Annotated in this window: 24 protein-coding genes; 12 read left to right on the forward strand and 12 right to left on the reverse strand. The window is 65.8% G+C overall.

All coding sequences use genetic code 11. The features are described from left to right. Positions 1–121: 121 nt before the first annotated feature. The 7 genes from ACFVWT_RS16690 to ACFVWT_RS16720 all read right to left on the reverse strand — a co-directional run bounded on the left by ACFVWT_RS16690 (position 122) and on the right by ACFVWT_RS16720 (position 8,272). Positions 122–1,000 (reverse strand): alpha/beta fold hydrolase, encoded by an 879-nt coding sequence (locus ACFVWT_RS16690; RefSeq protein WP_390249834.1) that lies wholly within the window; start codon positions 998–1,000, stop codon positions 122–124. After that, the gene (locus ACFVWT_RS16695) at positions 1,000–3,684 is read right to left on the reverse strand and encodes a PEP/pyruvate-binding domain-containing protein (RefSeq protein WP_390249729.1); all 2,685 of its coding nucleotides are present in this window, start codon (positions 3,682–3,684) and stop codon (positions 1,000–1,002) included. The genes ACFVWT_RS16690 and ACFVWT_RS16695 overlap by 1 nt, the downstream gene beginning before the upstream one ends. A gap of 9 nt (positions 3,685–3,693) precedes the next feature. After that, the gene (locus tag ACFVWT_RS16700; protein ID WP_390249731.1) at positions 3,694–4,050 is read right to left on the reverse strand and encodes a hypothetical protein; all 357 of its coding nucleotides are present in this window, start codon (positions 4,048–4,050) and stop codon (positions 3,694–3,696) included. A 69-nt stretch (positions 4,051–4,119) separates the two neighbouring features. Continuing rightward, on the reverse strand, positions 4,120–5,271 hold the full coding sequence (locus tag ACFVWT_RS16705) for a GGDEF domain-containing protein (protein WP_390249733.1): 1,152 nt from the start codon (positions 5,269–5,271) through the stop codon (positions 4,120–4,122). Between the two features lie 97 nt (positions 5,272–5,368). Continuing rightward, entirely contained in the window at positions 5,369–6,424 is a 1,056-nt protein-coding gene (locus ACFVWT_RS16710; RefSeq protein WP_390249735.1) for a zinc-dependent alcohol dehydrogenase family protein, read from the reverse strand. 70 nt (positions 6,425–6,494) lie between these two features. Then, positions 6,495–7,121 (reverse strand): response regulator, encoded by a 627-nt coding sequence (locus ACFVWT_RS16715; RefSeq protein WP_390249737.1) that lies wholly within the window; start codon positions 7,119–7,121, stop codon positions 6,495–6,497. Continuing rightward, positions 7,118–8,272, reverse strand: coding sequence for a sensor histidine kinase (locus tag ACFVWT_RS16720; RefSeq protein ID WP_390249739.1), 1,155 nt, complete (start codon positions 8,270–8,272; stop codon positions 7,118–7,120). The genes ACFVWT_RS16715 and ACFVWT_RS16720 overlap by 4 nt, the downstream gene beginning before the upstream one ends. Positions 8,273–8,486: 214 nt before the next feature. Between ACFVWT_RS16720 and ACFVWT_RS16725 the strand changes: the two genes are divergently transcribed. Both ACFVWT_RS16725 and ACFVWT_RS16730 read left to right on the forward strand, forming a co-directional pair. Next, the gene (locus tag ACFVWT_RS16725; RefSeq protein ID WP_390249741.1) at positions 8,487–9,071 is read left to right on the forward strand and encodes a heme-binding protein; all 585 of its coding nucleotides are present in this window, start codon (positions 8,487–8,489) and stop codon (positions 9,069–9,071) included. 10 nt (positions 9,072–9,081) lie between these two features. Next, positions 9,082–9,771 (forward strand): ankyrin repeat domain-containing protein, encoded by a 690-nt coding sequence (locus ACFVWT_RS16730; RefSeq protein WP_390249743.1) that lies wholly within the window; start codon positions 9,082–9,084, stop codon positions 9,769–9,771. A 140-nt stretch (positions 9,772–9,911) separates the two neighbouring features. Here ACFVWT_RS16730 and ACFVWT_RS16735 read toward each other — a convergent pair whose 3' ends face one another. The 3 genes from ACFVWT_RS16735 to ACFVWT_RS16745 form a co-directional block, all read right to left on the reverse strand. Beyond that, positions 9,912–11,096, reverse strand: coding sequence for an acetyl-CoA acetyltransferase (locus tag ACFVWT_RS16735; RefSeq protein WP_390249745.1), 1,185 nt, complete (start codon positions 11,094–11,096; stop codon positions 9,912–9,914). Continuing rightward, on the reverse strand, positions 11,093–11,797 hold the full coding sequence (locus ACFVWT_RS16740) for a CoA transferase subunit B (protein ID WP_390249747.1): 705 nt from the start codon (positions 11,795–11,797) through the stop codon (positions 11,093–11,095). Before ACFVWT_RS16740 ends, ACFVWT_RS16735 begins: the two co-directional genes overlap by 4 nt. Before the next feature lie 72 nt (positions 11,798–11,869). Next, positions 11,870–12,589 carry a CoA transferase subunit A gene (locus ACFVWT_RS16745; protein WP_390249749.1) on the reverse strand — a complete coding sequence of 240 codons (720 nt, stop codon included), beginning with the start codon at positions 12,587–12,589 and terminating at the stop codon, positions 11,870–11,872. A 218-nt stretch (positions 12,590–12,807) separates the two neighbouring features. Between ACFVWT_RS16745 and ACFVWT_RS16750 the strand changes: the two genes are divergently transcribed. Together ACFVWT_RS16750 and ACFVWT_RS16755 are read left to right on the forward strand one after the other, a co-directional pair. Next, positions 12,808–13,593: an IclR family transcriptional regulator gene (locus ACFVWT_RS16750; protein ID WP_390249751.1), complete on the forward strand. Its 786-nt coding sequence runs from the start codon at positions 12,808–12,810 to the stop codon at positions 13,591–13,593. Positions 13,594–14,057: 464 nt separating this feature from the next. After that, complete coding sequence (locus tag ACFVWT_RS16755; RefSeq protein ID WP_390249753.1) at positions 14,058–15,023, forward strand: plastocyanin/azurin family copper-binding protein; 966 nt, start codon at positions 14,058–14,060, stop codon at positions 15,021–15,023. Between the two features lie 242 nt (positions 15,024–15,265). On the opposite strand, the gene nadE is transcribed toward ACFVWT_RS16755, so the two are convergent. After that, positions 15,266–16,087, reverse strand: a complete 822-nt coding sequence (gene nadE / locus ACFVWT_RS16760) for an ammonia-dependent NAD(+) synthetase (protein WP_390249755.1) — start codon at positions 16,085–16,087, stop codon at positions 15,266–15,268. Positions 16,088–16,152: 65 nt separating this feature from the next. After that, positions 16,153–17,217 carry a LacI family DNA-binding transcriptional regulator gene (locus ACFVWT_RS16765; protein ID WP_390249757.1) on the reverse strand — a complete coding sequence of 355 codons (1,065 nt, stop codon included), beginning with the start codon at positions 17,215–17,217 and terminating at the stop codon, positions 16,153–16,155. 213 nt (positions 17,218–17,430) lie between these two features. Here ACFVWT_RS16765 and ACFVWT_RS16770 point away from each other — a divergent pair, with 213 nt between their 5' ends. The 8 genes from ACFVWT_RS16770 to ACFVWT_RS16805 are packed head-to-tail and all read left to right on the forward strand — an operon-like array spanning position 17,431 to position 26,509. Further along, complete coding sequence (locus ACFVWT_RS16770) at positions 17,431–18,792, forward strand: ABC transporter substrate-binding protein (protein WP_390249759.1); 1,362 nt, start codon at positions 17,431–17,433, stop codon at positions 18,790–18,792. Positions 18,793–18,798: 6 nt separating this feature from the next. Further along, positions 18,799–19,812 carry a carbohydrate ABC transporter permease gene (locus ACFVWT_RS16775; RefSeq protein WP_390249761.1) on the forward strand — a complete coding sequence of 338 codons (1,014 nt, stop codon included), beginning with the start codon at positions 18,799–18,801 and terminating at the stop codon, positions 19,810–19,812. Then, a complete protein-coding gene (locus tag ACFVWT_RS16780) occupies positions 19,809–20,741 on the forward strand; it encodes a carbohydrate ABC transporter permease (protein WP_390249763.1) in 933 nt (310 codons plus the stop codon). Before ACFVWT_RS16775 ends, ACFVWT_RS16780 begins: the two co-directional genes overlap by 4 nt. A gap of 2 nt (positions 20,742–20,743) precedes the next feature. Next, complete coding sequence (locus ACFVWT_RS16785) at positions 20,744–21,592, forward strand: sugar phosphate isomerase/epimerase family protein (RefSeq protein WP_390249765.1); 849 nt, start codon at positions 20,744–20,746, stop codon at positions 21,590–21,592. Next, on the forward strand, positions 21,589–22,755 hold the full coding sequence (locus ACFVWT_RS16790; RefSeq protein WP_390249767.1) for a Gfo/Idh/MocA family protein: 1,167 nt from the start codon (positions 21,589–21,591) through the stop codon (positions 22,753–22,755). Before ACFVWT_RS16785 ends, ACFVWT_RS16790 begins: the two co-directional genes overlap by 4 nt. A gap of 4 nt (positions 22,756–22,759) precedes the next feature. Beyond that, positions 22,760–23,665, forward strand: a complete 906-nt coding sequence (locus ACFVWT_RS16795) for a sugar phosphate isomerase/epimerase family protein (protein WP_390249769.1) — start codon at positions 22,760–22,762, stop codon at positions 23,663–23,665. A gap of 4 nt (positions 23,666–23,669) precedes the next feature. After that, a complete protein-coding gene (uxaC, locus tag ACFVWT_RS16800) occupies positions 23,670–25,073 on the forward strand; it encodes a glucuronate isomerase (RefSeq protein ID WP_390249771.1) in 1,404 nt (467 codons plus the stop codon). Beyond that, positions 25,070–26,509: a mannitol dehydrogenase family protein gene (locus ACFVWT_RS16805; RefSeq protein ID WP_390249772.1), complete on the forward strand. Its 1,440-nt coding sequence runs from the start codon at positions 25,070–25,072 to the stop codon at positions 26,507–26,509. Before uxaC ends, ACFVWT_RS16805 begins: the two co-directional genes overlap by 4 nt.

Consider the following 26,509-nt stretch of genomic DNA (forward strand, 5'->3'; position numbering starts at 1 on the left):
TGATTCTCTCTGCAGACACGTCGGCCCGCAGAGCGGAGAACGTCCCCCGCTGTCCCCAACGTACGGGGCCGACGCCCTGCTTGCAAGGGTATAAGTGCCCTTGCGACACTATATGTCCCGCTCAGCTGCCATCGGCGTACATGGCAAGCAGGTCCCGGCCGAACTGATGCGGTGACGTTTCCGAGGGGCTGTGCCCGCCCCGGTACACCGAAATTCGGGCGCCAATAGACTGTGCGAACTGCCGGTGCAGGCTCAGCGGCCAGAGATCATGCTCGCCCACGGCCACGAATTTCGGCACAGTCGCGGACGCAAGCGTCTGCCGCAGGTCGGGGACATTCTTCATCAACTCGTAGATGTCGCGCACGGACTGGCGCCGCGTAAACCTGAACCGGTTCCGGACAAACCGAAGCCGGTTGGGGGAGACCTTGTTGACGTTCCGGCGGATGCCCCAGATCATCAGCGCAGCACCCACCCGGCCGTTAGCCCAGCCGGTGAACCGCCCGAACCCGCTGATTCCCCGGAAGCACTGCCCAGTCAGGGGCGGGCAGCTTAGGAGGGTAAAGCTGCGGAACAGCTCCGGGCGCTTCGAATAGGCAATCTGCGCCACGATGGCGGCAAAGGAGTACCCCACCACATGGGCAGGAACTTCGCCCGACTCGAGGACGGCGATGAAATCGTTCACGAAGAGCTCGTAGTCGTAATGCCTGCGGGGCGGGACGAGGTTCTCCGGCCCGGCACCTGCCGATTCGTACTGGCCGGCCAGGTCGTAACTCAGCACATAGAACCCGGCTTCGGAAAGCTCCGGCATCATCACGGCGAAATCCTCTTTGGAACCCGTGGCACCGGGAACCAGCACTACCCGCGGATTCTGCGGCTTGCCCAAGGCCACCATGGCAAGGCTCCCGCTCGGTGCCGCGAAACGGGTGCTCACCGAGCCTTTGGGAAGGACTGCCCAGTTCCAGTCGCGGATCTCCGCATCCCTCAGAGTCGCGTCATCCATCACCATGTGACGGTTCCGGCCGCGCCGTCCACAGTGACGGTCTGCCCGTCCTGGAGCCGCGCAGTGGCGTCGGCAACACCCACGACGGCGGGAATGCCGTACTCCCGGGCCACCACCGCGCCATGGGAAATGACGCCGCCCATCTCCATCACCAGCGCACCCGCGGTGAGGAAGAGCGGCGTCCATCCGGGGTCAGTGGAGGGGGCCACCAGAATTTCGCCGGGTTCCACGTGGGCACCCACCGGATCCATGACCACCCTGACCTTCCCGGTGGCGGTGCCGGCCGAGGCCGGAGTCCCCGAAAGGCGGTCCGCAGCAGCCGGCTGTGGTAGGGCGGCGGCCGCCGCCATCATGGCGGCCTCGACGTCGGTGCCGTCCGAGAGCAAAAGGCGCGGAACGCGCCGCCGCCGCAATTCGACGTCGTACATCCGACGGCGGACGGCGACCACTTCCTTCAGGTCCGCACCGCGGAGGGCAACACGCAGTTCTTCAAAGTCCAGGAAGAAGACGTCGCCGGCTGCCGCGATGGTGCCGGTCCGCGTCAGTTCCTCGCCGACGGCAGTGAGCTGCCGGTGCATCTCCGCCAGCACCATCACGATGTAGAACTTGGGCAGTTCCCGCAGGCCGGACAGCTGCCTTGCCCGGCGCAGGCACAGCGCCACCAGCCGCCCCCGCAGCCGGCTCCTGGCCGCCGCCCGTTCCACGAGCTCGCTGACCCGGGCTTCCGCGTGATCGGCGGCGCGGGCAAACTGGCGGTCCGGTGCCTGTTCCGGATCTTCCACCCGGAGATAGTTCGAGATCATCCCGAGCAGGTGGCCCGGTTCCTCGGCCCACCGCGGCATCCCCAGGTCTATTTCCGCCACGGCCCGGTGGCCGTACTTGGACAGGAACCTTCGCAATCCGTGCTGCGCAACGCCTGGCAGGGTGCCCGCTATGTAGAGCGCCGTCAGCTCGTCCGGCCCCAGCTCCGTGAACACCCTGCGGGCCTCCGGGTCCCGGCCAAACGACACCGCCAGCTGCCACAGTTCCAGGTCCATAATTGTGGTCACATTGTGGGGAAGCCCGCGCAGGACCGCCTCCAGCTCGCGGGGTTTCGCTATCCCGCGCAACAGCCTGCGGGCCGCGGCCAGCATCAGGTATCCCACGGAGGGGGCCGGCATCGTGGACTGGATGATCCCGTTGACCGTGCTTCCCAGGACGTTCTCCGCGTGCTGCAGCCGCCGCGCCGGAGTCGCCGGCAGGGGGAGCGCAAGCTGGGCTTCGAGGCGGTCCTGGTAGCGCCGTGCCCGGCGCAGTTCTGCGTCCGGCCACAGGAGTGTCCTCACCATGGCCGGAAGGAGCCCCGCCATCAGGCCCAGGCTCTGGGTTCCCGCAGTGCCTTTTGCCTCTGTCCCGGCGCGGCGCTGCGCGCGCTTCCGGCCCGGCTTCCTGCTGGCCGGCCGGACGATGCTGAACCGCGGGTCCTCCAGCAGCGAGGGGAAGACCGCGGCCGACCTCCCGTCAGCCAGCGGCAGCAACCTCAGCAGGGCCTTGCGGCCGGATTTGTTGCGGACGACAGGAGTCAGGTCAACGTACATCCGCAAACCCGGGTTCACGTATTTCCATGGCCCCTTGCTGTTCCTCATGAGGCCCAGCACGGAGAGGCCCATGGGAGTGAGGGGGCGGGTTAGTCCCTGGAGCAGCGTGCCGCACAGGTAGACCCGGGTGTCCCCGCCCGCTGCGCCGGCCGCACCGCCGGGCCCGCCAAGTGATTCGTCCTCCGGCAGCGGGTACAGCGTGGTGATGGGCCGCGACTGGGTCAGCCACGCCTTGCCGCCGGCGTCGATCACCCATTCCACGTCCTGGGGTGCACCAAACAGCCGCTGGGCGGCGCCACCGAGCGATGTCAGTTCGCGCACCTGGGCCGGGTCCAAACTGGTCCCGGTGCCCTGCGGCCCCTTCAGGATCCGCGCTGTGGCCGTGTCCACCACGAAGTGGTCCGGATTTACGGCGCCGGACACCACCGCCTGTCCCGGCCCGGGGCTGGAATCGATGACGCTCTCGGTCCGCGTGCCCGTCACCGGGTTGGCGGTGAACAGCACGCCTGCCGTGCCGGCGTCGACCATGTGTTGGACGACGACGGCGAGGCTCGCCCCGCGGTTGCTGATCCCGTTCGCTGTCCGGTAGGCCACCGCACGGTCAGTCCACAGCGACGCCCAGCAGCGCCGGACGGCCTGGACGACGGCGTCGGCACCGACAACGTCCATGAAAGAGTCCTGCTGCCCAGCGAAGCTGGCAAAGGGCAGGTCCTCAGCGGTGGCGGAAGACCGGACCGCCACCGGAACGTTGCCCATCGCGGCATAGGCTCCGCGGACGGCGGCCTCGACGTCGGGCGGAACCGGCGCTGCGGCCATCGCCTCGCGGGCTTGCCGCGCCAACCCGTCCCGCTGGCCGTCCGGCATCCCGGGAGCCCCGTCCAGGCAGGCGGCGATGGAGTCCAGTTCCGCGGGCGCGGCCATCCGGTAGCCCGTTGTTGTCAGGCAGAATCCCGCCGGCACCGGAAAACCGGCGGCGGCGAGTTTGCCGAGGTTCAGGGCCTTGCCGCCCACCAGCGCCAGCGATCCCGATGCCAGCTGGCCAAGATCAACCACAAGGCTGTTCCCGCCGCGGCTGACCGGCTTTGGAGCGGGGCTTACGTGGGCCATGTCCGGCTCCTAGCCGTTGTCCGAACCCTCTCCGGTGTCCTCCCACATGACGTCCAGGTTGCGGAAGACCAGCGGACCGTCGCACAGTGCCGCCATCTTCGCGGCGAATTCCGACGTTTCCGGCCGGTTGGAATTCTCCATCGCCGATTCATAGGAATCGAAGTCGACGATGGTGAAGTAGGTCCCGGGGCGGTCCCGGTCCGCCGTGGCCACAATGCGGCGGAACGTGGCCGGCGAACTTCCCTCGGATCTGGACGGCCGGCCCAGCTGCTCTATCTCCTCGATGCGGGAGGTCTGGAATTCGATGATCTGCACAAAACCGGCCATGACGGCTCCTCGACGGCGGTGGATGCTGATGCGGATCACGCTAGACCCTGCTGCGGGGGAGTGCAAAGGGGAGAAATGCCCTACTTCGCGGATTACGGCCTGGGCGGACTAGGGACTGTGGATTCCTCGGACCGTGCGGTTGCGGCCGAGCGATTTGGCCCGGTACAAGGCTGCGTCCGCCGTCGCAATCAGCTCGTCAAGGCCGGACGTTCCTTTGCCGATGGGTGCGATGCCGTAACTGACCGTGGGCATCCGGGAACCGTCAGGGCCCCGGACTTCCTGGAGCTGCTTGTTGATCTCGGCCGTGATGGCCTCTGCCCGGTCCGGGCTCACCCCGGGCAGCAGGAAGATGAACTCCTCGCCGCCGTAGCGTCCCACCAGGTCGGTTGAACGAACCGTCTCGTTGCAGGCGGAGGCGAACGACTGCAGCGCAGCGTCGCCGGCCGCGTGGCCGTAGGTATCGTTTACTGCCTTGAAGTGGTCCAGGTCGGCCAGGACCAGTGAGCCGTGCGCCCGGGTATGCCGTAGCCGCAGCAGCTCCTCGGCGGCGAGGTCCAGGAATGCCGCCCGGTTGAGCAGCCCCGTAAGGCCGTCCTGGGTGGCCACCGCCCGGAGGGCCCGGGTCTGCTGTTCGCTGCTGAGCGCCGCCATGCTGAAGGACACCACCACCAGCAGCACCATGGTCACCAGGGTGGTGACCGCAGAGCCGAAATAGGTGATGAAGACCAGGCCGTCCGGACCTTCCGCCAGGTAAACGATCAGGCGGCAGAAATAGAACGTCGAGAAGAACGCCGCCGCGATGGCCAGCGGAATCCGGACCCGGGAGTAACCGGGCTCCAATCGCCAGAGTTCGCGCGACGCCAGGCCCAGCATCAGGCTCATGAGGGCAAGGAAGACGGCACCTCCGGCCCAGATGTTCGCCCCCGGGTTTTCCAGGGCTGATGACACCGTCACCACGGCGGGACCAGCCGCCAGTTGCCAGGCACGCGGCCGGGCGGCCCGCAGGGACCGGGCGCCCGCCCAGACGCATGCTCCGCCGGCAACGAGCAGGCAGTTACCTAGTGGATTGGCCCACACCTGGTGCGGTGTTCCGTTGAAGAGGTAGGCCGCTGAACCGGCGAGGAAAAACGTCAGGGCCACGCACCACCAGGCGCTGTAAGGGGACCTGGTGCTCCGGTAGGCAGCGAAATAGAACAGGAGCGCCAACGTGAACGCCACAATGGCGAAGGCAACCCGGAGGGTCAAAGTGTCAAGTTGCATTCAGTTCCCCCAGTTCGCAACCAAAGCGAGGACCCGGACCGTTCGCGGACCGGGTCCCTACTCAGACTTAGTATTGCACCCGGAGGCGCCGGCCGGGTCAGGGCGTGAGCAGCACCTTGATGGCGCGGCGTTCATCCATGGCCTTGTAGGCTTCCGGCGCTTCCTCCAATGGCATGACGGAGTCGAACACGCGCCCGGGGTTGATGGTGCCGGCCAGCACATCCGCCAGCAGTTCGGGGATGTAGGTCCGCGCGGGTGCCATACCGCCGGCGATGGAAACGTTGGAGTCGAACAGGTACCGCAACGGGACCTCGCCCCCGCCGGTGGGGACGCCCACGAAGCCAAGCGCGCCGCCCGGGCGGACGCAGTGCAGGGCCTGCTCCATGGATTCCTTGGTGCCCACGCATTCCAGGACCGAGTCGGCCAGCACGCCGCCCAGCAGCGCGCGGACCTTGGCCACGCCGTCGTCGCCCCGTTCCTCCACGATGTCCGTGGCGCCGAATTCCCGGGCCAGCGCCTGCCGGTCCGCGTGACGGGACATGGCAATGATCCGCTCGGCGCCGAGCCGTTTGGCCGCAAGGACACCGCAAAGCCCGACGGCGCCGTCGCCCACCACCACGACGGTGCGGCCGGGCCCCACCTTCGCGGCCAGCGCTGCATGGTGGCCGGTGGCCATGACGTCGGACAGAGTCAGGAGGTTGGCGGTCAGTTCAGCGTCCGGTTTGTTGACGCCCGGAACCTTGACCAGGGTGCTCTCGGCCATCGGAACCCGGACGGCCTGCCCCTGGCCGCCGTCGATCTTGTGGCCGGTGTCGTCCCGGCCGCCCCAGCCGGCCAGGTGGTCGCAGGCAACGGTGACGCCGTTGAGGCACTGCGGGCATTCGCCGCAGCTGATCACGAACGGGGCAATGACGAAATCACCTTTGGCGAGTTCTGTCACGGACTCGCCGACGCTCTCCACGACGCCAACGAATTCGTGGCCGATCGCTGAGGGCCGGCGGGTCGGCCTGACGCCGCGGTACGGCCACAGGTCCGAGCCGCAGACGCAGGATGCCGTCACCTTGACCACCACATCCGTGGGCAGCTGGATGGTGGGGTAGTCCCGGTCTTCAACCCTGATGTCTCCAGGGCCGTGGATGATGGTGGCGCGCATGGGGGGACTCCTTCGAATGAGTGCTGGGCTAGGACTGAGTCTAAACCCGGCTCCGGGCGGCCGGAATCCGCTAGCGCATCCCCTCGCGCCGGATCGCCGTGGCGATCGCGGCGGCCCGGGTTTCCACTCCGAGCTTGGCGTAGATGTGCGCCAGGTGGGTCTTGACGGTGGCCTCGGAGATGAACAGCCGCTGGCCGAGCTCCCGGTTGCTGAGGCCTTCTGTCAGCAGGCTCAGCAGCTCCGCCTCACGCGGAGTCAGGATCTCGTCCGGGTTCCGCAGCTGCTGGAAGAGCCGCGAGGCCACCGGTGCGCTCATCACGCTCCTGCCCTGCACCGCGCCGCGTATCGCGGCGAAAATCTCCTCCGGCGCCGCGTCCTTGAGCAGGTAGCCCATGGCTCCCGCGTCGACGGCCCGGACAATGTCGGCGTCCGAATCGTAGGTGGTGAACACCAGCACGGCCTGCCTGCTGTTTTGGCGCCGCAGCCGCTTGATGGCCTCGATGCCGTCCATCCCCGCGCCCATGGCCAGGTCCATTACCACCACGTCCGGGCTGAGCTGCTCCGTCAGGGCCAGCGCGTCCTCCCCGGATGCCGCCTCCGCCACCACCTCAATGTCCGGCTGCGTTCCCAGCAGTGCCTTGAGCCCGCTGCGGACCACCAGATGGTCATCCACCAGCAGCACGGTAATGGGCCTCACTGTTCCTCCCCTGTGGGCAGTTGCGCGGCCACGATCGTCCCTTCCCCGGGCCCGCTTTCCACTGAGAATACGCCGCCCAGCTGTTCCACCCTCTGGCGCATGGCCCGGAGCCCGTAGCCTCCCGCGTCCGACGGAGGTGCCAGCGACTGCGGGTCGAAGCCGGCGCCGTTGTCGTACACATCCAGGGTGACGGCTCCCGGCAGGAAGCCCAGCGTCACCGTGGCGTTCGCCGCCCCCGCATGCAGCTGCGTGTTCGCGGCGGCGCTCTGGACCACGCGCAGCAGCGCATGCCGGACATCGGCCGGGACGGGCCGCGGTTCGCCGGTGACCAGCAGGCGCATGCCCGGAACGTACTGGGACGCTGCCTGCAACAGCGCATCCGGCAGGGGCGCGGTGTCCAGCCCGGGTGAGGCGAGTTCGTGGACCAGGCTGCGGGTGTCCGCAAGGTTGCGGCGCAGCATCCCGCTGGCGTTGAGCACGTCCTCCCGCGCGGCCTCGGCGGGCCAGGACCGGTTCGCGGCTTCCAGCAGCAGGAGGCTGCTGGCCAGTCCCTGCGTTACGGTGTCGTGGATTTCCCGGGACACCCGCTCGCGCTCCTCAATGGTGCCGGCCCGGCGCTCGCTGGCCGCCAGCCGCCCCTGTGCGAGCGACACCTCGGCGTGGAGGCGGCGCTGCTCCGCGGCGTCCTGTTCAATCCGGTCGTAAATCAGCGTCAGCATGACGCCCACCGCCAACGGCCCCAGGAGCATGGCAACATCGCTGCCGCCGCTCAGCCGGAACAGCCCGACGGCGGTGGCCGCCGCCGTCGCGCCTCCCGCCAAGTACGCCACCCAGCCGCTGAAGGCGGTGCGGCACAGGAAGAACAGCGCAAACGAGCACCAGGCAAAGCTGGGTGCAGCGATCACCAGCACAGCCCACAAAGCCACCAGGACGAACATCCACACAGCCCACGGCCGGCGCCGTTGCGACAGCACGGCGATCACGGCGTAGAGCGAACACACGGCAGCCGCCAGCGCCAAGACCCACAGGTTGTCCGCGGGGCTGTGCCGCATCACGTACCGGACAGCCGACGCCACCAGCAACACGGCAAAACCAAGATGGACGACGGCGTCAATGCGGCCGAGTGGGCGGGCTGGCGGGGAGGAGTGCATGGGAGTCCGGTTCCGATGGAGGAGTTCTCCTCACCATGCTATGGCCCCCGTCGTTGCTGGTCTCTCAGCCTTTTGGCTGATACCTCCAGCCCGATGGGGGAGGCTGCTGCAGACCAATGCCCGATGCCGGCGGGGTCCGGCACGACAAGGATGGTTTGCAGCCCCGGTAAGTGATTCCGGGAAGCCCCCAGATGTTCAAGTCCAAGGAGAACCCGTGAAGAAGTCCAACAAGATCGCCGCCGCTGCCGCCGCCGGAGCACTACTCCTGACCGGAGGGCTGACGGCTGCGGCCAACGCCGTGCCTGCACCTGTGGCTGTTCCCGCGGTCGAGGCCGCAGCCGTGCCCGCCGTCGATATCCAGCCGGCGCCGGAGACCGTGGTGGCACAGAACCGGATCAGTGCCGGTGCCTCAGCAGATGCAGTCAAGGCTGCGCTCGCCAAGTGCCAGGCGGACAAGCTGCCGTTCGTGACGGTGGCACTGGTGGACAGGTTCGGGACTGTGCAGGCGCTGCTCCGCGGCGACAATGCAGCCGAGCACACCATTGAAGCTGCGCAGCAGAAGGCCTACACCGCCGCCGCTTTCGGTACGCCCACCAGCGAGCTGGCCAAGCGCATCAACGGCAACGGCCCCAGCATCGCGGACCTCCCCGGCACCCTCTTCCTCGCCGGCGGCGTGCCGCTCAAGGTCAACGGGGTGTCCGTTGCGGGCGTCGGTGTGGGCGGCGCCCCGGACGGCGCCCTGGACGAGGCCTGCGCAACAGCCGGTGCCGAGGCCATCGCTGCCGGGACTGCGAAGTAGGCTCAGGTTCATGGTGCGGTTCAGGACGTGGCACAGGTGGAGGCTGCTTCCGGCGGCCGTCTGCGTGGCTGGTTGCCTGGCTGCCTGCCAGGCGAGCCCGGGGCAGCCGGAGCCGCTGGACTCCCCGCCGTCGACCGTTCACGTCAGTACCGCACCGGTGACGGAAACGGCCACCGCGACACGTCCGGCGTTATCCCCCGAGGCCCGGGCTGAGCTCGACAAGCGGCTGATCCTTGCCGCGAAAGCCAATGATGCCGGCGCGGTGGCGGAACTGATCAGCGCCGGCGGCGACGTCAATGCCAAGGACGCCATCCAGGACTCGGCATTCCTCTATGCCGGGGCCGAAGGGTTCAACGAGGTGCTTCAGCTGACGCTGTCTGCCGGCGCGGACGTGCGAAGCACCAACCGCTTCGGCGGCACGGCGCTCATCCCTGCCAGCGAACACGGCCACGTGGACACTGTGCGGATCCTCATCGCCGCCGGCGTGCCGGTGAACCATGTCAACAACCTGGGCTGGACCGCCCTGCAGGAAGCCATCCTGCTCAACGACGGCGGGCCAAGGCAGCAGGACGTGGTCCGGTTGCTGCTCGAAGCCGGCGCCGAACCCGGCATCCGCGATCCGCAGGGCCGCACCGCCCTGGAGAACGCGGATCGGCTGGGGTTCAGCGGGATCGCGGCCCTGATCCGGGCTAACGGCTGACGGGGCAGCTGCACTGGCCCGCTTTGGCCGTGCCGCCGTCTCGACCTTCATTCGCAGGCTTCACGAGCCGACACGCTGGCACGTTCGCGTGTCGGCTCGTGTCGGAGGACAAAAGAAGGTCAGGACGGGCGGCTTCCCGGTTAGACCGCCTCGAGCACACTGACGTAGTTGGCGATGCCCACCCCGCCCATGTTCTGGACGGCGGCGCGGCGCGGACTGGCGAGCTGCATGTCTCCGGCGGTCCCGGTGAGCTGCATGGCGGCGATGACGTGCTGCGAGACTCCCGTGGCGCCGACCGGGTGGCCCTTGGCCTTGAGCCCGCCGGAGACGTTGACGGGCAGTTTGCCGTCCTTGAAGACCCAGCCTTCCTCGATGGCGCGGGATCCCTGGCCCGGTTCGGTCAGTCCCATGGCCTCGTACATGAGCAGCTCGGCAATGGTAAAGCAGTCGTGCACTTCGGCGAAGTCCAGGTCTTCAAGCCCGACGCCGGCCATCCCCAGCGCGCGCTGCCAGGAGGCCCGCGTCGCCGCAAAAGCCGTGGGGTCGCGGCGGTCGGTGGGGAAGAAGTCGTTTGCCTGGCCGAAGCCGGCGAGCCGCACCGGTGCGGTGGCCCCGCCGGTGGGCGAGATGGACAGCACGACCGCGGCGGCGCCGTCGGACACGGGAGAGCAGTCGGTGCGGCGCAGCGGGTCGGCGACCATCGGGTTCTTGTCCGAAACGGTCCGGCAGAACTCCTCGCCGAGGTCCTTGCGGAGCTGGGCGTAGGGGTTGTCCACACCGTTGCGGTGGTTCTTGGCGGCGATGGTCCCCAGGACATCGGAGACCGGTCCGTAGCGCTTCTCGTAGTGCTTGGCCACCTCCGCGAACAGGCCGGTGAAGCCTGTGGTGGAGGCTTTGCCGGCCATGTCGTAGTCGGCGCCGAGCAGGGCCGCGCCCACGACGTCGGCGCCGGCGTGGGTCATCTTCTCGGCACCGATCACCAGGACGGTCTTCGCGGTTCCGGCCAGCAGTGACTTGGTGCCCTGCTGGAACGCGGCCGAGCCGGATGCGCAGGCGTTCTCGACCCGGGTGGACGGGACGTTGGCCAGCTGCTCCGAGACCTGCAGGGCCAGTGAGGACGGGAAGGCCAGCGGCATCATGCCGGAGTTGAACTGGCCGAGGTAGATTTCGTCGACCTGGCCCGGCTCAATGCCGGCGTTGCCGATCGCCTCCGTGGCCACCTGCACAATGAGGGACTCGAGGGTCTCGTCGGTCAGTTTGCCGAACCGGCTGTGGCCCCAGCCGGTGAGCAGGACATCCTTGTCGAACTGGTCTTTGAGGCTCATGCTGTGGCTCCTTCAAGGGTGCTGGCTTCCATGGTCGGTGTCGAGTCGACGGCGGCGGCGACGTCGAATGCGGCTTCGGTCTTCTCGCGGATCTCTTCAACGGTGACGCCGGGGGCGAGGCGGGTCAGCGTGAGCTGCCGGCCGCCGTCGTCCGTCCTTTCAAGGTCAAACACGGCGAGGTCGCTGATAATGCGGTCCACACAGCTCAAGCCCGTGAGCGGCAGGGTGCATTCCCTGACGATCTTGGCGGTGCCGTCCTTGGCGTTGTGTTCGGTGAGAACCACGACGCGCGGGGTGCCGGCCACGAGGTCCATGGCGCCGCCCATACCCTTGACCATCTTGCCGGGGATGGTCCAGTTGGCGAGGTCGCCACCGCCGGAGACCTGCATGGCGCCGAGGATGGCGACTTTCACGTGGCCGCCGCGGATCATGCCGAAGGATGTGGCGGAGTCGAAGATGCTGCCGCCGGGCAACACGGTGACGGTCTGCTTACCGGCGTTGATGAGGTCCGCGTCCTCCTCGCCCTCGTAGGGGAAGGGGCCCATGCCGAGGAGGCCGTTCTCGCTCTGCAGGACGACGCGGACGCCGTCGGGCAGGTTGTTGGCCACCAGCGTGGGAATGCCGATCCCGAGGTTCACGTAGTCGCCGTCGTGCAGTTCTTCGGCCGCGATGGCAGCCATTTCATCCCTGGTCCAGGCCATGGGGTTCTCCTTGGGTCTTGAAGTCTTGGGGGCTTAAGTGTTCGTTCGCGCTGTGGCGCCGGGCCGCGGGCGTTAGGCGGGGACAGGCTCCGTGGTCCGGGGGCGGACCGTGCGCTGCTCGATGTCCTTGACCCGGTCGGTAGCCTGCACCAGGCGCTGGACGAACACGCCGGGGGTGATGATGTGGTTCGGGTCCAGTCGGCCGGGCTCCACAATCACTTCGGCCTCGGCCACCGTGACGGCTCCGGCCGCAGCCACCACCGGGTTGAAGTTGCGGGCGGTGTAGCGGTAAATCAGGTTGCCGTCGGTGTCGGCCGTGTGCGCATGTACCAGCGCGACATCGGCCTTGATGGCGCGCTCCTGGACGTACGTCTCGCCGTCGAACTCCGCGAGCGGTTTGCCTTCGGAGACGAGGGTGCCCACTCCGGTCTTGGTGTAGAAGGCGGGGATGCCGGCGCCGCCGGCGCGGAGGCGTTCGGCCAGGGTGCCCTGCGGGGTGAACTCCACTTCCAGCTTGCCGGCGAGGTACTGCTCGGCGAAGAGTTTGTTCTCGCCCACATAGGACGCAATGACCTTGCGGACCTGGCCGGCTTCGATCAGGATGCCGAGGCCCTTGCCATCCACGCCCATGTTGTTGGACACGACGGTGAGGTTTTTGACGCCGGAATCGCGGACGGCCTCGATCAGGTCCGCCGGGATGCCGCTGAGGCCAAAGCCTCCGACGGCCAGGGTCATGCCGTCCCGCACCACGTCCTGCAGCGCGGCGGCCGCACCGGATTTCATCTTTGACATTGCATCTCCTCATTGAGCTGGCGGTACGGCGCGGACAGTGGGCTGCGACGCCGGAAATCCACTTTGTGGACTGTTGTTCTGGAAATGGAGCGTACGGGGCACTCAAAGGGACTGTCAAGGCGGTATTTTCCCGCAATACAGGGCGCTTTTACAGTGTGGACGATAGGCTTAGGCGTGTCCATAATGTGGATGATTTGCAGGGTTCAGAAGGGAAAAAGATGAATTCCGTGCCAGTCCAGGGCGCCCAGGTGGTCAGCAGGGTTGCCGCCCTGTTAAGGATCGTGGGACGGCAGCCCGAAGGCAGTCCGCTCGTTGAACTGGTCCGGGAGTCGGGCCTTACCCGGCCGACGGTTCATCGGCTGCTGAGCTCGCTCGCCTCCGAGGGTCTGCTGGACCAGGAGGCGGCCAGCGGCAACTGGGTGCTTGGCCCGGAGATCCTGCTGATGGGTTCCGTGGCGTCCGCCCGATTCCCCCTGGAGGACATCGCCCGGCCCAGCCTCCGCCGGCTGGCCGAAGAGAGCGGGGAGAGCGCCTTCTTCTCCATCCGCCGCGGATCGGAAACGGTGTGCCTGCTCCGCGAGGAAGGCAGCTTCCCGGTGCGCTCCTTTGTGCTGCACGAAGGCGTCCGGTTCCCGCTGGGGGTGGCCTCCGCCGGAACCGCGATCATGGCGTTCCTGCCTGAGGCGGAACAGGAGGAGCTTTTGGCGGACTGGCCCAAGCACGCGGGCGGTTTTGCGGCGGCGCACACCGAGGCGCTGGTCCGGGAAAACCTGGCCAGGACCCGGCAGGCCGGCTACTCAGTCAACCCCGGGCTCGTGCTGGAAGGCAGCTGGGGCATGGGTGCAGCGGTTTTTGACCAGCGCGGGCGTCCGGCCTGGGCCTTGTCGCTGACCGGGATTGAACCCCGTTTCAAGGGGGAGCGGCAGGAGATGCTGGGCCGCCTACTGCTGGAAGAGGCGCACCGGATCTCCACGCTGCTGACCCGGTCGCCGGGCGGAGCCTGAGCAGCGGCAAACCGTCGCTGGAGTATCGACAAATCTGCTGGCCCGGAGCACGATTGGACTGTATCGGCAGCGTCCAACCGGCCGGCCCCGCGGCATGATGCCGGTTGCGTCATCCGGGCCCTCAGCCCAACGGATCCATAATCGCTATCCCTCCGAGAAGCGGAGGACAATGCATGGACTATTCGTCGTGGCATCGCACCGCGCAGGGGAGCAGTGCGGCAGTTGCGAGCTAGCAATTCTTCAGCAGTTCACCGCCAGCGCGTCATGCCTCATAGCGGATGGCGCGCCGGGTCCTAATGACTTCTTTCCCGCCTTGAGCCTGGGCAGCCGCGGGGAGGAGGAACGTGGCTGGCGTATGCCGGGCGGGCACCGGGCCGATCGTCGTTGACGACAACCGGAACCGTCAGACCGGTCTCCCGGCCACCAACGAGAAGACAGCGAAACATACAGAAGGAATGAGTCTTATGGCTCTCCAAAAAGAAAGCCGCCGCATGCCGCGCCTGGTGCGCGCGCTCGTGGCGGGGTTGATCGCCATACTCATGCCAGTGGCACTTTCTGGCACCGCCGTCGCGGACGGCGGAAAATCATCAAGGACCTGGACTGTCCAGGTGGGTTCCGAGTCATCGGACCAGGCGATCCAGGGGATGTCCTTCCTCCCGGAAAACATCTATATCAACGCCGGGGACAAGATCACCTGGAAAGCGAACGCGGCGGAAATCCATACCGTGACGTTCCTGGCCGAAGGCCAGTCGCTGGAGTCCACACAGCCGTTCAACCCGGACAATCCCCAGTACGTGGCACAGCAGGGCGGAAAATCCTATGACGGAAAGTCGTACTTCAACTCCGGTGTGATGACGAACGTTTCAGACAGTGGCTTCAAGGAAGTGGGACGCTATTCGCTGAAATTCCCGGACCCGGGCGAATTCACCTACTACTGCCTGGTCCACGGCACGGCCATGAAGGGGACTGTCCACGTACGGGAAGCGGGAACTGACTACCCGTACACCCAGTCGCAGTATGACCGTCAGTCGAACAAGCAGGAGCGGAAGATCCTGCGGGACGGCTACGAGCAGTGGGACGCCGCGCGGGCCAAAGCCGATGACCACACCGTCATTGCAGGGACCGACAACGGGACGGCCATGCTGATGCGGTTCGTCCGCTCGCACATCGTGGTCCATGTTGGCGACGAGGTGACCTTCGTCAATGACGGCATGGGAGCCCCGCACACCGTCACGTTCGGTGAGGAACCGGCCGACGAGCTCGCCGCGGTGGGCGATCCCGCTGACTTCACCGGCGGCGACTTGAGTTCCGGCCTGATGCCGCCGAACAGCACCTTCACCGTGAAGTTCAACAAGGCCGGCGAGTTCGATTACATCTGCGCCCTCCATGACTTCATGGGAATGAAGGGCACGGTGGAAGTCCGGGACTGACCGGGACCTGCGGATCCTGCTGGATAGAGGATCGGGAGCCTGTCCGCGGGTATCGTGCTGATTCCTTAGGCGGCATCTCGACGTCGACCCGGAAAGCCGTCCGGGACCAACCGTCGCGGGGCACTTTGACACGGACCCGCCGGAACTGCGGGCCGCAATGGCCCAACCCGGTGCCCAGAGTGCCCCGTTTCGGGGTCATGCAGTTTCGGTTCAGAACCTGAGCCGGGGCTCCCCGGCTCAGGCTACTTCCACCAGGTGTCGAAGATGGTGACCGGGACGGTCCGCTTGTGGCGGGTGCGGAGGTATTTCTGCTCGATCGATTCGGCGACGTCGTCCGGGACGTCGCGGCCTTCGAGGTAGTCGTCGATCTGGTCGTAGCTCAGGCCCAGTTCTTCTTCGTCCGTGCGGCCGGGCTTGCCGTCAAGGAGATCGGCCGTGGGGACCTTCTCCCAGATCCGCGCCGGGGCGCCGAGCTCCGCGAGGAGTGCCCGGTTCTGGCGTTTGTTCAACCCGAACAGCGGCAGGATATCCGCGCCGCCGTCGCCGTATTTCGTGAAGAAGCCGGTGACGGATTCGGCGCCGTGGTCTGTGCCGATCACAAGGTAGTTGTGCTCGCCCGCGAGGGCGTACTGCGCGATCATCCGGGTGCGGGCCTTGGTGTTGCCCTTGTGGAAATCAGAGATTCCGTTGCCCACCGTCTTCTCGAACTCGTCCTCGAAACCGTCCACCGCGGCGGAGATGTTGAACGTCCATTCGGTCTTGGCCTGGATGAAGTCCAGGGCCGCCTGGGCGTCGTCCTCATCGTGCTGGACGCCGTAGGGAAGGCGGACAGCCACGAAGTTGGCCTCCGTGCCTTCCGCGGTCAGCTCTTCGACGGCAAGCTGGGCAAGCCGGCCTGCGAGGGAAGAGTCGAGGCCTCCGGAGATGCCCAGGACGAAGCCCTTCGTGTGCGTTGCCTTGAGGTATTCCTTCAGGAAAGTGACGCGTTTGCGCACCTCCCCGGCGGGGTCGATCCGGGGCTGGACGCCCATTTCTTCAATGATCCTGGCCTGGAGTTCGCGCATGTGATCCAGACTAGCCAGCAGTGTCAACCATGCTCAACTGTGTCCGCCTGAATCAGGCAAGGAAATTACCGGGCGCCCTGCTCCGGCGCGGGCCCGGTGGAGCCGCGGACCGTGAGATGGGTGGGCATCACGGCCAGGCGCCGGGTGGTTCCGCCGTGGAGCGGATTCAACTGTGAGAGGAGCATCGAAACGGCAACGCGGCCAGCCTGCTCGATCGGGGATGAAATGGTTGTCAGCGGAGGGTTGCAGAAATCAGCGCCGAAAATATCGTCGCATCCCACAATGCTCATGTCCTCGGGCACGCGGATGCCCCTCTCGCGCAATCGCTGCAGCATGCCTATGGCCAGCAGGTCATTGAAGACGATGCATGCCGTGGCCCCGGTGCGCACGGCGGCGTCAGCGGCTGCCGCTCCGGACGTGGTTTTCGGCGTGAAGGGTCCGATCCTGTGCGTTTCGAGTCCTCTTTGGGCGGAGTCCTCCTCGAAGATTTTCCAGCGCCGCAAGTTGGACCACGACGTCGGCGGCCCGCTCACGTAGCAGATCCGGTGGTGGCCGAGGGAGGCGAGGTGTTCCAATGCCTGGATCATGGCGGAAGGCGTATCGATCACCACGGTGGGCGCGTTCGCTGAGGCGCGATTGATGGTAACCAGCGGCTGCGAACCGGACACCTCGGCAAGCTGCGCGTCCGTCAGGCGCGATGCCGCCAGGATAAATCCGTCTGCTGACCGCCGCATTTTGTGAAGTGCCTCAAGCTCCATCTCGCTGGACTCTTCGGTGTCTACCAGGAGCTGGGTGAGGCCGGCGGCCTTGAGCTGGTGCTGCGTCCCCCGGATGATGTCGAAATAGAAGGGGTTGGTAATGTCCGGGACCAGGACCGCTACGGTGTCGGTGCGGCCCGAACTGAGTCCCCGCGCCTGCGAGCTGGGCACGTAGTTGAGCCGGGCTGCGGCCTCCTCGATCCGTTCCCGGGTGTGCCGGTTTACGCGGTCCGGCTTGGACAGTGCGCGCGAAACCGTGGAGGTGGCCACTCCGGCCAGCTCGGCCACGTCCTTGATTGTTGGCATTCTTTCGGCTGGGGGCCTGCGGTCCGCGGACCCGTTATCCCCTGCATCCACCGTCGCAGAGCTCATGGATAAGTCCTTTCATGCGGCCGCCCATCGCCCCGGGCAGTGTGCACGACGGGTCTGGGAGCAGTGCCTATGGGTATCATCTCAACATCTTTGGCAACTTTTGGCAATCGCTTGCCGCAATGTTGCCCCATCCCTAGACTGGGTTCCGAATCGCCTGCAGTGATGTGCGCCACATGACGTTGTGGCCATGTGGGTGTCCTAGAGGAGAAAACAATGAGGTTTAGATCGTCTTCCGGGCTTGCGGCAATCGTTACGGCTGCGGCTTTGGCATTGACCGGCTGCGGCGCGGGCTCAGGGACTACTGGCAGCTCAACAAACGCCGACGGAAAGGTGGATGGCACGGGTAAGACCCTCAACGTCCTGGTCGGCGTCCTGAGCCAGTACCCGGAGCAGCAGAAGAAGTGGCAAAGCGATATCGCGGCCAAGTTCAAAGCAGAGACCGGGGCCGACGTGAAGTTTGAAACCTTCGCTTCGGCCAATGACGAGCTGACGCGGATCCAGACCTCCGTGGTTTCAGGGCAGGGCCCGGACGTCTACGGGCTCGGCACCACGTTCACACCGACCGCCTTCGCTACCAAAGCCTTTGTGACCTTGTCCGACGACGACTGGAAGAAGGTCGGTGGCAAGGACCGCTTCAACCCTGCAGCCTTGGGCATCTCCGGACCGGACGAGGCGCACCAGGCCGGCATCCCCTTTGTCAGCCGCCCCTTCGTGATGGCTTACAACAAGGAGCTGTTGGCGGCTGCGGGCATTGAGAAGCCTGCCACCAGCTGGGACGAGCTTGCCGAACAGGCCAAGAAAATGACCAAGGACGGCACGTTCGGCATCGCCACCGGATACAAGGACTCCTATGACCCGTGGAAGTTCATTTGGGCCATGTCAGTCCAAGCCGGCAATCCGCTGGTGGACGGCAACAAACTCAAGATGGAGGATCCCACCGTCAAGAAGGCTTACGAGACCTATTTCGGCTGGTTGACCGATGACAAAGTCGTGGACCCGGCCTCCGTCGGGTGGAGCAACAGCAACGCCGTTGCTGCCTTCGCCAGCGGAAAAGCCGGATATCTGATGATGACGACGTCGAGCTCCATCCCGACGCTGGACAAGTCGGCCGTGGCGGGTAAGTACCAATACGCACTGATGCCCACTACCGCTCCGGGTGAATCCAGCCCCAAGACTGACGGCGGGGAAGCCGCGAGCATCCTCTCCGGGGATAACCTCGTGGTGGCGGACTACTCGAAGGAGAAGGATCTCGCCTTCGCCTACATCAAGCTGATCACCTCGAAAGAGGAGCAGTTGAATTATCAAAAGACCTTCGGCGACCTGCCGGCAAACGCCGAGGCGTTGGCCAGCCTCACTGATCCCAAGCTGAAGCCAATCGCCGATGCCGCCGCCAAGTCCAAGGCCACCCCGTTTACAGGTGCCTGGGGCGATATCCAGCTCGGCCTGCTCAACGTCACTGTTCAGTCGATTCCGGATCTTTCCAGCGGCAGGCTCGACGAGTCAGCCCTCGAGACTCGGATCAAGGACGCCCAGACCAAGGGCCAGGCGTCCCTTGACCGGGCTGCCAAGGGATAAGTTCTGATGTCTACAGACGCTTCCAATGAAGTCCGGGTTGCGGCGGACTCCGCCGCACCCCGGACCTCCCGGACCGCCTCTTCCGTGGCTGGTCCGCCGCCTGCCGGCGAGAGCAAGGGCCGCCGCAAAGGCCTGAGTGAACGCAACCGCCCGCTGTGGATGCTCATCCCGGGCGGGGCACTGATGTTCATCATCATCGTGGTGCCGCTTGTGCTGGGCATCTACATGTCCACCCTCAACCTGGACCAATACACGCTGCGCCGCTGGATCAGTTCACCGTTCATTGGGGTGGAGAACTTCGTCGAAGCGCTCACTTCGTCGCCGCTCCTCCACGCGACCTGGCTGAGCGTCAGCTACTCCCTGCTGGCCATGGTGGTCACACTTCCGCTCGGAATCGCGGCCGCCGTGGCAACCCAGAACGCTTTCAGGGGACGCGCCGTGGTCCGGTCGATCTTCCTGATCCCGTACGTGCTCCCGTCCTTTGTGGTTGCCACGATCTGGCGCACCATGTTCCAGCCGGACGGCATCGTGGACAAGGCCCTGGGAACTGTGGGCATCGAAACCGGGCTATGGCTCAACGGGCCCCAGACCTTCTGGACGCTGGTCCTGGTCCAGATCTGGGCCTCCTGGCCATTCATCTACTTGCTTGCTCTGTCCGGACTGCAATCCGTGGACCACGAGGTCCATGAGGCATCAGCATTGGACGGAGCACTGTGGTGGAACAAGCTTCGATTCGTCATCTTCCCGTACCTTAAGGGACCGCTTGCACTCGCCTTCCTGATCGGCATGCTGCACCACATCAACAACTTCACTCTTCCCTTCGTGCTGTTCGGAGTCCCGGCGCCAGCGGACGTCGAAGTGCTCCCCATCCTTACCTACGTGACCAGCTTCCAAAGCTTCCGTTTCGGCCTGAGCGCCGCCATGGCATTCGTCTCCCTGGTGCTGATCGCCATCCCGCTGTTTGTTTATCTTCGCGCCGTCAAGCTCGACGACGCCGAGTCACCTGGAGCCAAGAAATGAGCACCTCCACCGCCGGCAGGGTCCGTAACACCGGTAACACCAGTGCCGCTGTTTTCCGGCCCGGGTCGTCCCGGCAGCATGAAGTGACACGCTTGCTGCCCCGTCCGCTCCTGGCATTCATTCTGGTGTTCCTTGGTGCCCTCGTCCTGATCCCTGTGCTTTACATCTTCCTTGCCTCGGTGAACTCGGACATCGGTGTAGCCAACGGTGAGTTCTGGCCCTCCAGCTTCACCCTTGAGAACTACTCGAAGATCTGGACCAGCGTGGGCCTGGCGACGGGCCTGGCGAACAGTGTCCTCGTGGCCGGAGCAACGGCGGTTGTCTCGGCCGCCATGTCCGTGTCAACGGCATTCGTCCTGGTGCGCTACACCTTCAGGGGCCGTCTCACGATCCTGCGCGGGCTCCTTGCCCTGCAGTCGGTGCCCGGAACCCTGATGGTGCTCCCCGTGTTCGTGCTGTTCTCTTCAGCTGCAACGTACCTCGGCATCCAAGTGATCGGGACGCAGTGGGGGCTGTTTGTCACGTACCTGACGTTCGCCATGCCGTTCTCCACCTGGGTCATGGTCACCTACCTTCGCGGGCTTCCCCGCGAACTCGAGGAAGCGGCCCGGATCGACGGCGCCAGCAACCTCGGCGTCCTGTTCAGGATCATCCTGCCCCTGAGCTGGCCGGGCATCGTGGTTTCGGGCATCTTCGCGTTCCTGCTGGGGTGGAACGACGTCCTGTTTGCATCCGTGATGACCAGGCCGGAAAGCCAGACCGCAGCCGTTGCCCTGCAGATTTTCGGGGCTTCCCAAGAAGGAGGCGCTATCCCGTACTACGGCCAGATGATGGCCGCCGCTCTGGTCTGCGCGGCACCCGTGGTCATTCTGTACCTGATTTTCCAGCGTTATCTAGTTGGCGGGCTGACCGCCGGAGGAGTTAAGTAACCATGGTTGCAACCACTCAAGCCTCGTGGTCCCTGTCGGGCTTCGGGGATGAGATCGACGACGACCCCGCTGTCCAGATCGCCGTGCTGCAGGCGCTCGGCGCCAACCACATCGAGGTGCGCAGCGCTTGGGGCACGAACATCGTGGACCTGTCCGATGACCAGCTCCGTGCACTTGCTGACCTGTTGACGGCAAAGGGAATGAAGGTGTCGGCGATTGCCTCGCCGATCGGCAAGGTCGATGTCAGCCTTCCGGTGGAGCACGAGGTGGAGCGCCTGCGCCGGGCTGCCAACGCAGCCAAGGTCCTGGACGCGAAGTACATCCGCATCTTCTCCTTCTATTACGGCGAATCCGTGCCGGTGGAGAGCATCCGCGATGCCGTTCTGGAGCGGATGCGTGCGCTGGCCGACGTGGCCGAGAACGAAGGGGTGATCCTCCTGCATGAGAACGAGAAGGACATCTTCGGGGATGTTCCGGACCGTGTGCTCGACATCATCGAATCCGTGAACTCGCCGGCGTTGAAGGTGGCCTGGGATGCTGCCAACTTCGTGCAGGTAGGTGTGAAGCCCTTTGACGAGGCCTACAAGAAACTCCGCCCGCATCTGGAGTACCTGCAGGTCAAGGACGCGCTCTTTTCAAACGGGCATGTCGTTCCCGCAGGTGAGGGCGATGGCGACGTGCTGCGCACCGTGGAGGCTCTCAAGGCTGACGGATTCAACGGCTTTGCTTCCCTTGAACCGCACCTTGCCGGCGCTCACGGCCTCGGCGGATTTTCCGGCCCTACGGCGTTCGGCATTGCCGCCCGGGCGTTTGCCAAAGTCACAGCAGAAGCAGGAGTCCGGACGGTATGAGTAAGACATTGAAGGTGGCCATTACCGGGTGCGGCGTCATCGGCCGCACCCACGCGGTTGCCCTGCAGGAATTCCCCGGGACCAGCATTGTGGCGCTGGTTGACGCCATCCCCGATGCGGCCGAGTCCCTGGCGGACTTCATCGAGTCGAGCGGAAAGCCAAGGCCCTCCGTGCACACCTCCCTTGAGGGCGCCTTCGCAGCGGGCGACATTGACCTGGTGGCCCTTGCCACTCCCAGCGGACTGCACATCCAGCAAGGCCTCGAAGTCCTTGCGGCCGGCAAGCATGTGGTCATCGAAAAGCCGTTGGACGTCGATCTGAGCCGCGCCCAGGAGATCGAGGCTGCGGCCAACGAAGCAGCACGGCGGGGCGTCGTTGCTTCGGTGATCAGCCAGCACCGGTTCGACCAGGCCAGCGTGGCCGTCGCGGACGCCGTGGCCAAGGGCCGCTTTGGCCGGCTGACCTCCGCTATCGCCTCCGTGGCGTGGTGGCGGGGGCAGGGTTACTACGATTCCGGCGACTGGCGCGGCACCTGGTCCATGGACGGCGGCGGGGCCCTGATGAACCAGGGCGTCCACACGGTTGACCTGCTGCTCTGGTTCATGGGCCGGCCGGTGGAGATCCACGCCCACACGGCCCGGCTGGCGCACGAGCGAATCGAGGTGGAGGACACCGCCGTTGCCACCGTGACGTTTGAGAACGGGGGCCTGGCAGTCCTGCACGCCACCACGGCCGCATACCCCGGCCTGACAGTGCGGGTCCAGCTGATGGGTTCGGAAGGCTCAGCCGTGGTGGATAACGACCAGTTGCAGTATTTCCACGCCAGGGACGCCGGCGGCGCGTCGGCCGACATGGGGCTGCAGGGCGGCGGGAACCAGGCCTCTGAAGAACTGTCCAAGTACCCCGCAGAGGATTACGAGGCCAAAGACCCCACGGTTTACCCGGCCGGCCATGTCCGCCAGTACCGCGACATCCTGGGGGCCATCGCCGAGGGCCGCCAGCCTGGCGTGACCGTCAGCGATGCAGTCAACGCCCTGGCCACCGTGCGTGCCGTCTACGTGTCGGCCACCCTGAACCAGGCGGTCCTCTTCGAGGACGTCCTGGCGGGTAAGTACAACGACCTTGAAGTCCGTACAGGATCCACTCCGACAGAAAGCGCCTGACGCGATGAAATTCTCAGTATTCACGGCCTCCACGCCTGACTGGACTCCGGAGGAAGCCGTCACCAGCCTCTCAGCGCAGGGTTGGGACGGCATCGAATGGCGGATTACGGACCAGGCAGAGGCACCCGAGCCGGGTTTCTGGGCCGGCAACAAAGCCACCATCCCCATGACCGGCCTTGAGGGCAACCTGGAGCGGATCGCCTCCATCACCCGGGATGCCGGCCTGGAGTTCTCCGGCATCGGTGGCTATGCGCGGTGTGACAACCACGACGACGTCGAACGAATGCTGGCGGCTACCGCCGCGTTGGGTGCGGGCCAGGTTCGTGTGACAACCCTGCCGCTGGGAACTGCCGGTTGGGGGAACGAAGAGCCGAGCGGTATTCCCTACCCTGTCCTGTTTGAGGCGGCCCGCCGGGATTTCGAATGGGTAGCGGAACGTGCTGCCCACCACGGGGTGAAGGCGCTGGTTGAACTGCACCACCGCACCATTACGGCGTCAGCTTCATCGGCCCGGCGTCTGCTGGAGGGCCTGGATCCCCGGCACGTGGGAGTCATCCATGACCTGGGCAACCTGCTGATCGAGGGGCAGGAAGACTACCTGCCTGCCTTCGAACTGCTGGGGGAATACTTGGCGCATATCCACGTCAAGAACGCCGTGTGGGTCTGCCGGGATGAGCGGGATGCCTCCGGTGCCGCAGTGTTCCAGAACGAATGGGCACCCCTGCAGTCCGGACAGGGCAGCGTCCTTGAATACTTCAAGGCGTTGGCAGCACATGGCTACGACGGCTGGATCACGGTGGAAGACTTCTCCACGGAGCTTCCCCTGGCCGAACGTACTGCCGGGAACCTTGACTACCTGCGGCGCACGGCGGCTCTCGCCGGGCTTACCGCAGGGGCAGGGGCACGCTGAGACCATGGCGCACTCTATGGCAGCACACCCGGACCGGCTCCTTCCTGCGGAGCCCGGCGTCCGGGACATAGCCCGCTCGCTGTACAACCTGGTGGAGGGTCTTCCGATCATCTCCCCGCACGGCCACGTGGATGCTGCGGTGATTGAACAGAACCTGCCCTTCCCGGATCCCGCCGCCCTGCTGGTCACACCGGACCACTACGTGACCAGGTTGATTCATGCAGGGGGTGTCCCGATGGACCAGCTGGGCCTCGGCGAAACCGCTACGGGATCGCGCCAGGTCTGGCGCAACTTCTGTGCCGCGTGGCCTGACTTTGAGGGCACGGCCTCCGGGTATTGGATCCGGCAGGAATTCGAGCATGTCTTCGGCCTGCACGACGAACCGACCGCGGAGAATGCCGACAGGATCTTCGACGCTATTTCGGCCAAGCTTTCCGAACCGGGATTCCGGCCACGGCAGCTGTTCAAAGAGTTCAACATTGAGGTGCTGGCCACCACGGACGATCCGCTGGACTCCCTGGACAGCCATGCAGCTCTGGCTGCGGATCCTGCGTTCGCCGGCCGCGTCCTGCCAACCTTCCGTCCGGACCCTTACGTGAACATCGCCCATCCGGAATGGCAGGACAACGTGGAACGCCTCATCGGCGTCGGCGCTTCGGGGGCGTCCGGATACGCGGGCTACATCAGTGCACTGGAATCAAGACGGCGCCACTTCGTGGAAAACGGTGCGGTGTCCGCTGACCACGGCGTCCGCACGCCCGCAACCCTGAAACTGGACGCCGCCGACGCGGAGCGGCTGTTTGAGCGCGCCCGGGCGGGCAAAGCCAGCCTGGCGGACCGCGAGGCATTCGAGGCCCACATGATGTACCAGATGGCCAGGATGTCCGTGGAAGACGGACTGGTCATGACGATCCACCCCGGCTCGTACCGCAACCATCACGGTCCCACCTTCGAGGCCTTTGGCGCGGATACGGGTCACGACATTCCGTTCGCCGTGAACTATACCGAGGCTATCCGGCCCCTGCTGCAGGACTTCGGCACCGCCAAGGATTTCCACCTGGTGCTGTTCACCCTGGACGAGACCGTGTTCTCACGGGAACTGGCACCATTGGCGGGTTTCTATCCGTCCGTGTACATAGGCGCTCCGTGGTGGTTCCTGGACGCTCCGGATGCAATGCTGCGCTTCCGGGCGGCGGTGACGGAAACAGCCGGCTTCTCCCGGACCTCCGGGTTCATCGACGATACCCGCGCGTTCTGCTCCATCCCGGCCCGCCACGACACCTCGCGCAGAATCGAGTCCTCATTTTTAGCTCGGCTTGTGGCCGAGCACCGGATCAGCGAAGAACGCGCCCGCGAGCTGATAGTGGACATCGTGGATGCCTCTCCGCGCAGGGTGTTCAAGCTGTGAACGCCAACAAAATGCCGGTGCTGAACCGTGCGCTGAAGCCGCTGCCCAAGGCCCCGGTGCGGATCGTGCATCTGGGCCTCGGAGCATTCCACCGTTCGCACGAGGCCTGGTACACGCAACATGCCGGCGATGGCGCCGAATGGGGGATCGCGGCCTTCACCGGGCGGCGGCCCGACGCAGCCGTGGCGCTGGCAGCGCAGGACGGGCTGTTCACCCTGATCGAGCGTTCCGGCAACGGGGACAGCTTCGAAGTCATCGGAAGCATTTCCGAAGCGGTGGACGGAGCCGACGTCGGGCGCCTCCGCGAACTCGTCTCCGAGCCGGCGACCGCCATAGTTACGCTGACCATCACGGAGGCGGCGTACGGCTTGGCCTCGGACGGCAACTTCGACGCAGGCGATGCCGGCGTTGCCGGCGATCTGGCCCGGCTGGCTGATGCTGCGGGTGAAGGGGGGAAACCCGCGACGCCGCTGGGCCGGCTGGTCTCTGCCCTCGCCGCCCGCAGGGACGCCGGAGCGGGCCCGATCGCCGTCGTCAGTTGCGATAACCTCTCAGGCAACGGAGACGTTGCCCGCCGCGCCGTCACGGGAATGGCGGAGGCCTGGGATGGCGAGCTTGCACGCTGGATCGTGGAGAACGTCAGTTTTGTCAGCACGTCCGTGGACCGGATCACTCCCCGGACCACCGATGCAGACATCGCTGAGGTGGAGCAGGCGTGCGGCTACCGGGACAGCTCGCCCGTGGTCGCCGAACCATTTCGCGACTGGGTCATCAGCGGGGATTTCCCGAAGGGCAGGCCCCGCTGGGAGGACGCCGGCGCTGTTTTGGTTGACGACATTGAACCCTACGAGAACCGCAAGCTGTGGCTCCTGAACGGCGCCCATTCGCTCCTGGCATATGCCGGTCTGCTCCGGGGGCACACCACGGTGGCCCAGGCACTCGAAGATCCAGAGTGCCGGGAAGCTGTGGAGGCCTTTTGGGACGAGGCAGCGGCGCATCTTCATGGCCACGATCTTCACATCCCGGAATATCGGGATGCACTCCGCGGCAGGTTCGGCAACGGCCGCATCGCGCATCATCTGTCGCAAATTGCCGCCGACGGCACCACAAAACTCCGGATGCGGGCCCTCCCGGTCCTCGCCGCTGAGAGATCCGAGGGCCGCTCCGGTGCCGGCAGCGCCCTGATGCTGGCCGCCTGGATCGACTTCGTGGCCGTACGCAACGAGATTCAGGACCCGTTGTCCGAGGCAATCGGCGCGGCTAACGGGGCCCCTGGCCCTGAGAGGGTGGCCGCCCTCCTCGACCTCATCAGCCCGCAACTGGGCGAAGACCCGCAGGTAGTTGCCTTGGTAGCCCGTCTGAGCGGAACTTTCACCACGGACACGTCGTCCAAGACCGTCACACCTGCCCACCTGATTCCTGGAAGGAACAGCTGA

The organism is Arthrobacter sp. NPDC058288, assembly GCF_042880995.1.
GTDB lineage: Bacteria > Actinomycetota > Actinomycetes > Actinomycetales > Micrococcaceae > Arthrobacter.

What these genes read in the sequence shown, in the direction of transcription:
- ACFVWT_RS16710 (WP_390249735.1), bottom strand. Translation starts at nt 6,424, where the DNA reads ATGCGCGCCACCATCATCCACGGCCCTGGAGACATCAGGGTTGAAGAC.
- nadE (WP_390249755.1), bottom strand. Translation starts at nt 16,087, where the DNA reads ATGCGCGAACTCCAGGCCAGGATCATTGAAGAAATGGGCGTCCAGCCC.
- ACFVWT_RS16690 (WP_390249834.1), bottom strand. Translation starts at nt 1,000, where the DNA reads ATGGATGACGCGACTCTGAGGGATGCGGAGATCCGCGACTGGAACTGG.
- uxaC (WP_390249771.1), top strand. Translation starts at nt 23,670, where the DNA reads ATGGCGCACTCTATGGCAGCACACCCGGACCGGCTCCTTCCTGCGGAG.
- ACFVWT_RS16745 (WP_390249749.1), bottom strand. Translation starts at nt 12,589, where the DNA reads ATGTCAAAGATGAAATCCGGTGCGGCCGCCGCGCTGCAGGACGTGGTG.
- ACFVWT_RS16790 (WP_390249767.1), top strand. Translation starts at nt 21,589, where the DNA reads ATGAGTAAGACATTGAAGGTGGCCATTACCGGGTGCGGCGTCATCGGC.
- ACFVWT_RS16735 (WP_390249745.1), bottom strand. Translation starts at nt 11,096, where the DNA reads ATGAGCCTCAAAGACCAGTTCGACAAGGATGTCCTGCTCACCGGCTGG.
- ACFVWT_RS16775 (WP_390249761.1), top strand. Translation starts at nt 18,799, where the DNA reads ATGTCTACAGACGCTTCCAATGAAGTCCGGGTTGCGGCGGACTCCGCC.
- ACFVWT_RS16765 (WP_390249757.1), bottom strand. Translation starts at nt 17,217, where the DNA reads ATGAGCTCTGCGACGGTGGATGCAGGGGATAACGGGTCCGCGGACCGC.
- ACFVWT_RS16705 (WP_390249733.1), bottom strand. Translation starts at nt 5,271, where the DNA reads ATGCAACTTGACACTTTGACCCTCCGGGTTGCCTTCGCCATTGTGGCG.
- ACFVWT_RS16730 (WP_390249743.1), top strand. Translation starts at nt 9,082, where the DNA reads ATGGTGCGGTTCAGGACGTGGCACAGGTGGAGGCTGCTTCCGGCGGCC.
- ACFVWT_RS16740 (WP_390249747.1), bottom strand. Translation starts at nt 11,797, where the DNA reads ATGGCCTGGACCAGGGATGAAATGGCTGCCATCGCGGCCGAAGAACTG.
- ACFVWT_RS16780 (WP_390249763.1), top strand. Translation starts at nt 19,809, where the DNA reads ATGAGCACCTCCACCGCCGGCAGGGTCCGTAACACCGGTAACACCAGT.
- ACFVWT_RS16770 (WP_390249759.1), top strand. Translation starts at nt 17,431, where the DNA reads ATGAGGTTTAGATCGTCTTCCGGGCTTGCGGCAATCGTTACGGCTGCG.
- ACFVWT_RS16785 (WP_390249765.1), top strand. Translation starts at nt 20,744, where the DNA reads ATGGTTGCAACCACTCAAGCCTCGTGGTCCCTGTCGGGCTTCGGGGAT.
- ACFVWT_RS16755 (WP_390249753.1), top strand. Translation starts at nt 14,058, where the DNA reads ATGGCTCTCCAAAAAGAAAGCCGCCGCATGCCGCGCCTGGTGCGCGCG.
- ACFVWT_RS16720 (WP_390249739.1), bottom strand. Translation starts at nt 8,272, where the DNA reads ATGCACTCCTCCCCGCCAGCCCGCCCACTCGGCCGCATTGACGCCGTC.
- ACFVWT_RS16750 (WP_390249751.1), top strand. Translation starts at nt 12,808, where the DNA reads ATGAATTCCGTGCCAGTCCAGGGCGCCCAGGTGGTCAGCAGGGTTGCC.
- ACFVWT_RS16695 (WP_390249729.1), bottom strand. Translation starts at nt 3,684, where the DNA reads ATGGCCCACGTAAGCCCCGCTCCAAAGCCGGTCAGCCGCGGCGGGAAC.
- ACFVWT_RS16795 (WP_390249769.1), top strand. Translation starts at nt 22,760, where the DNA reads ATGAAATTCTCAGTATTCACGGCCTCCACGCCTGACTGGACTCCGGAG.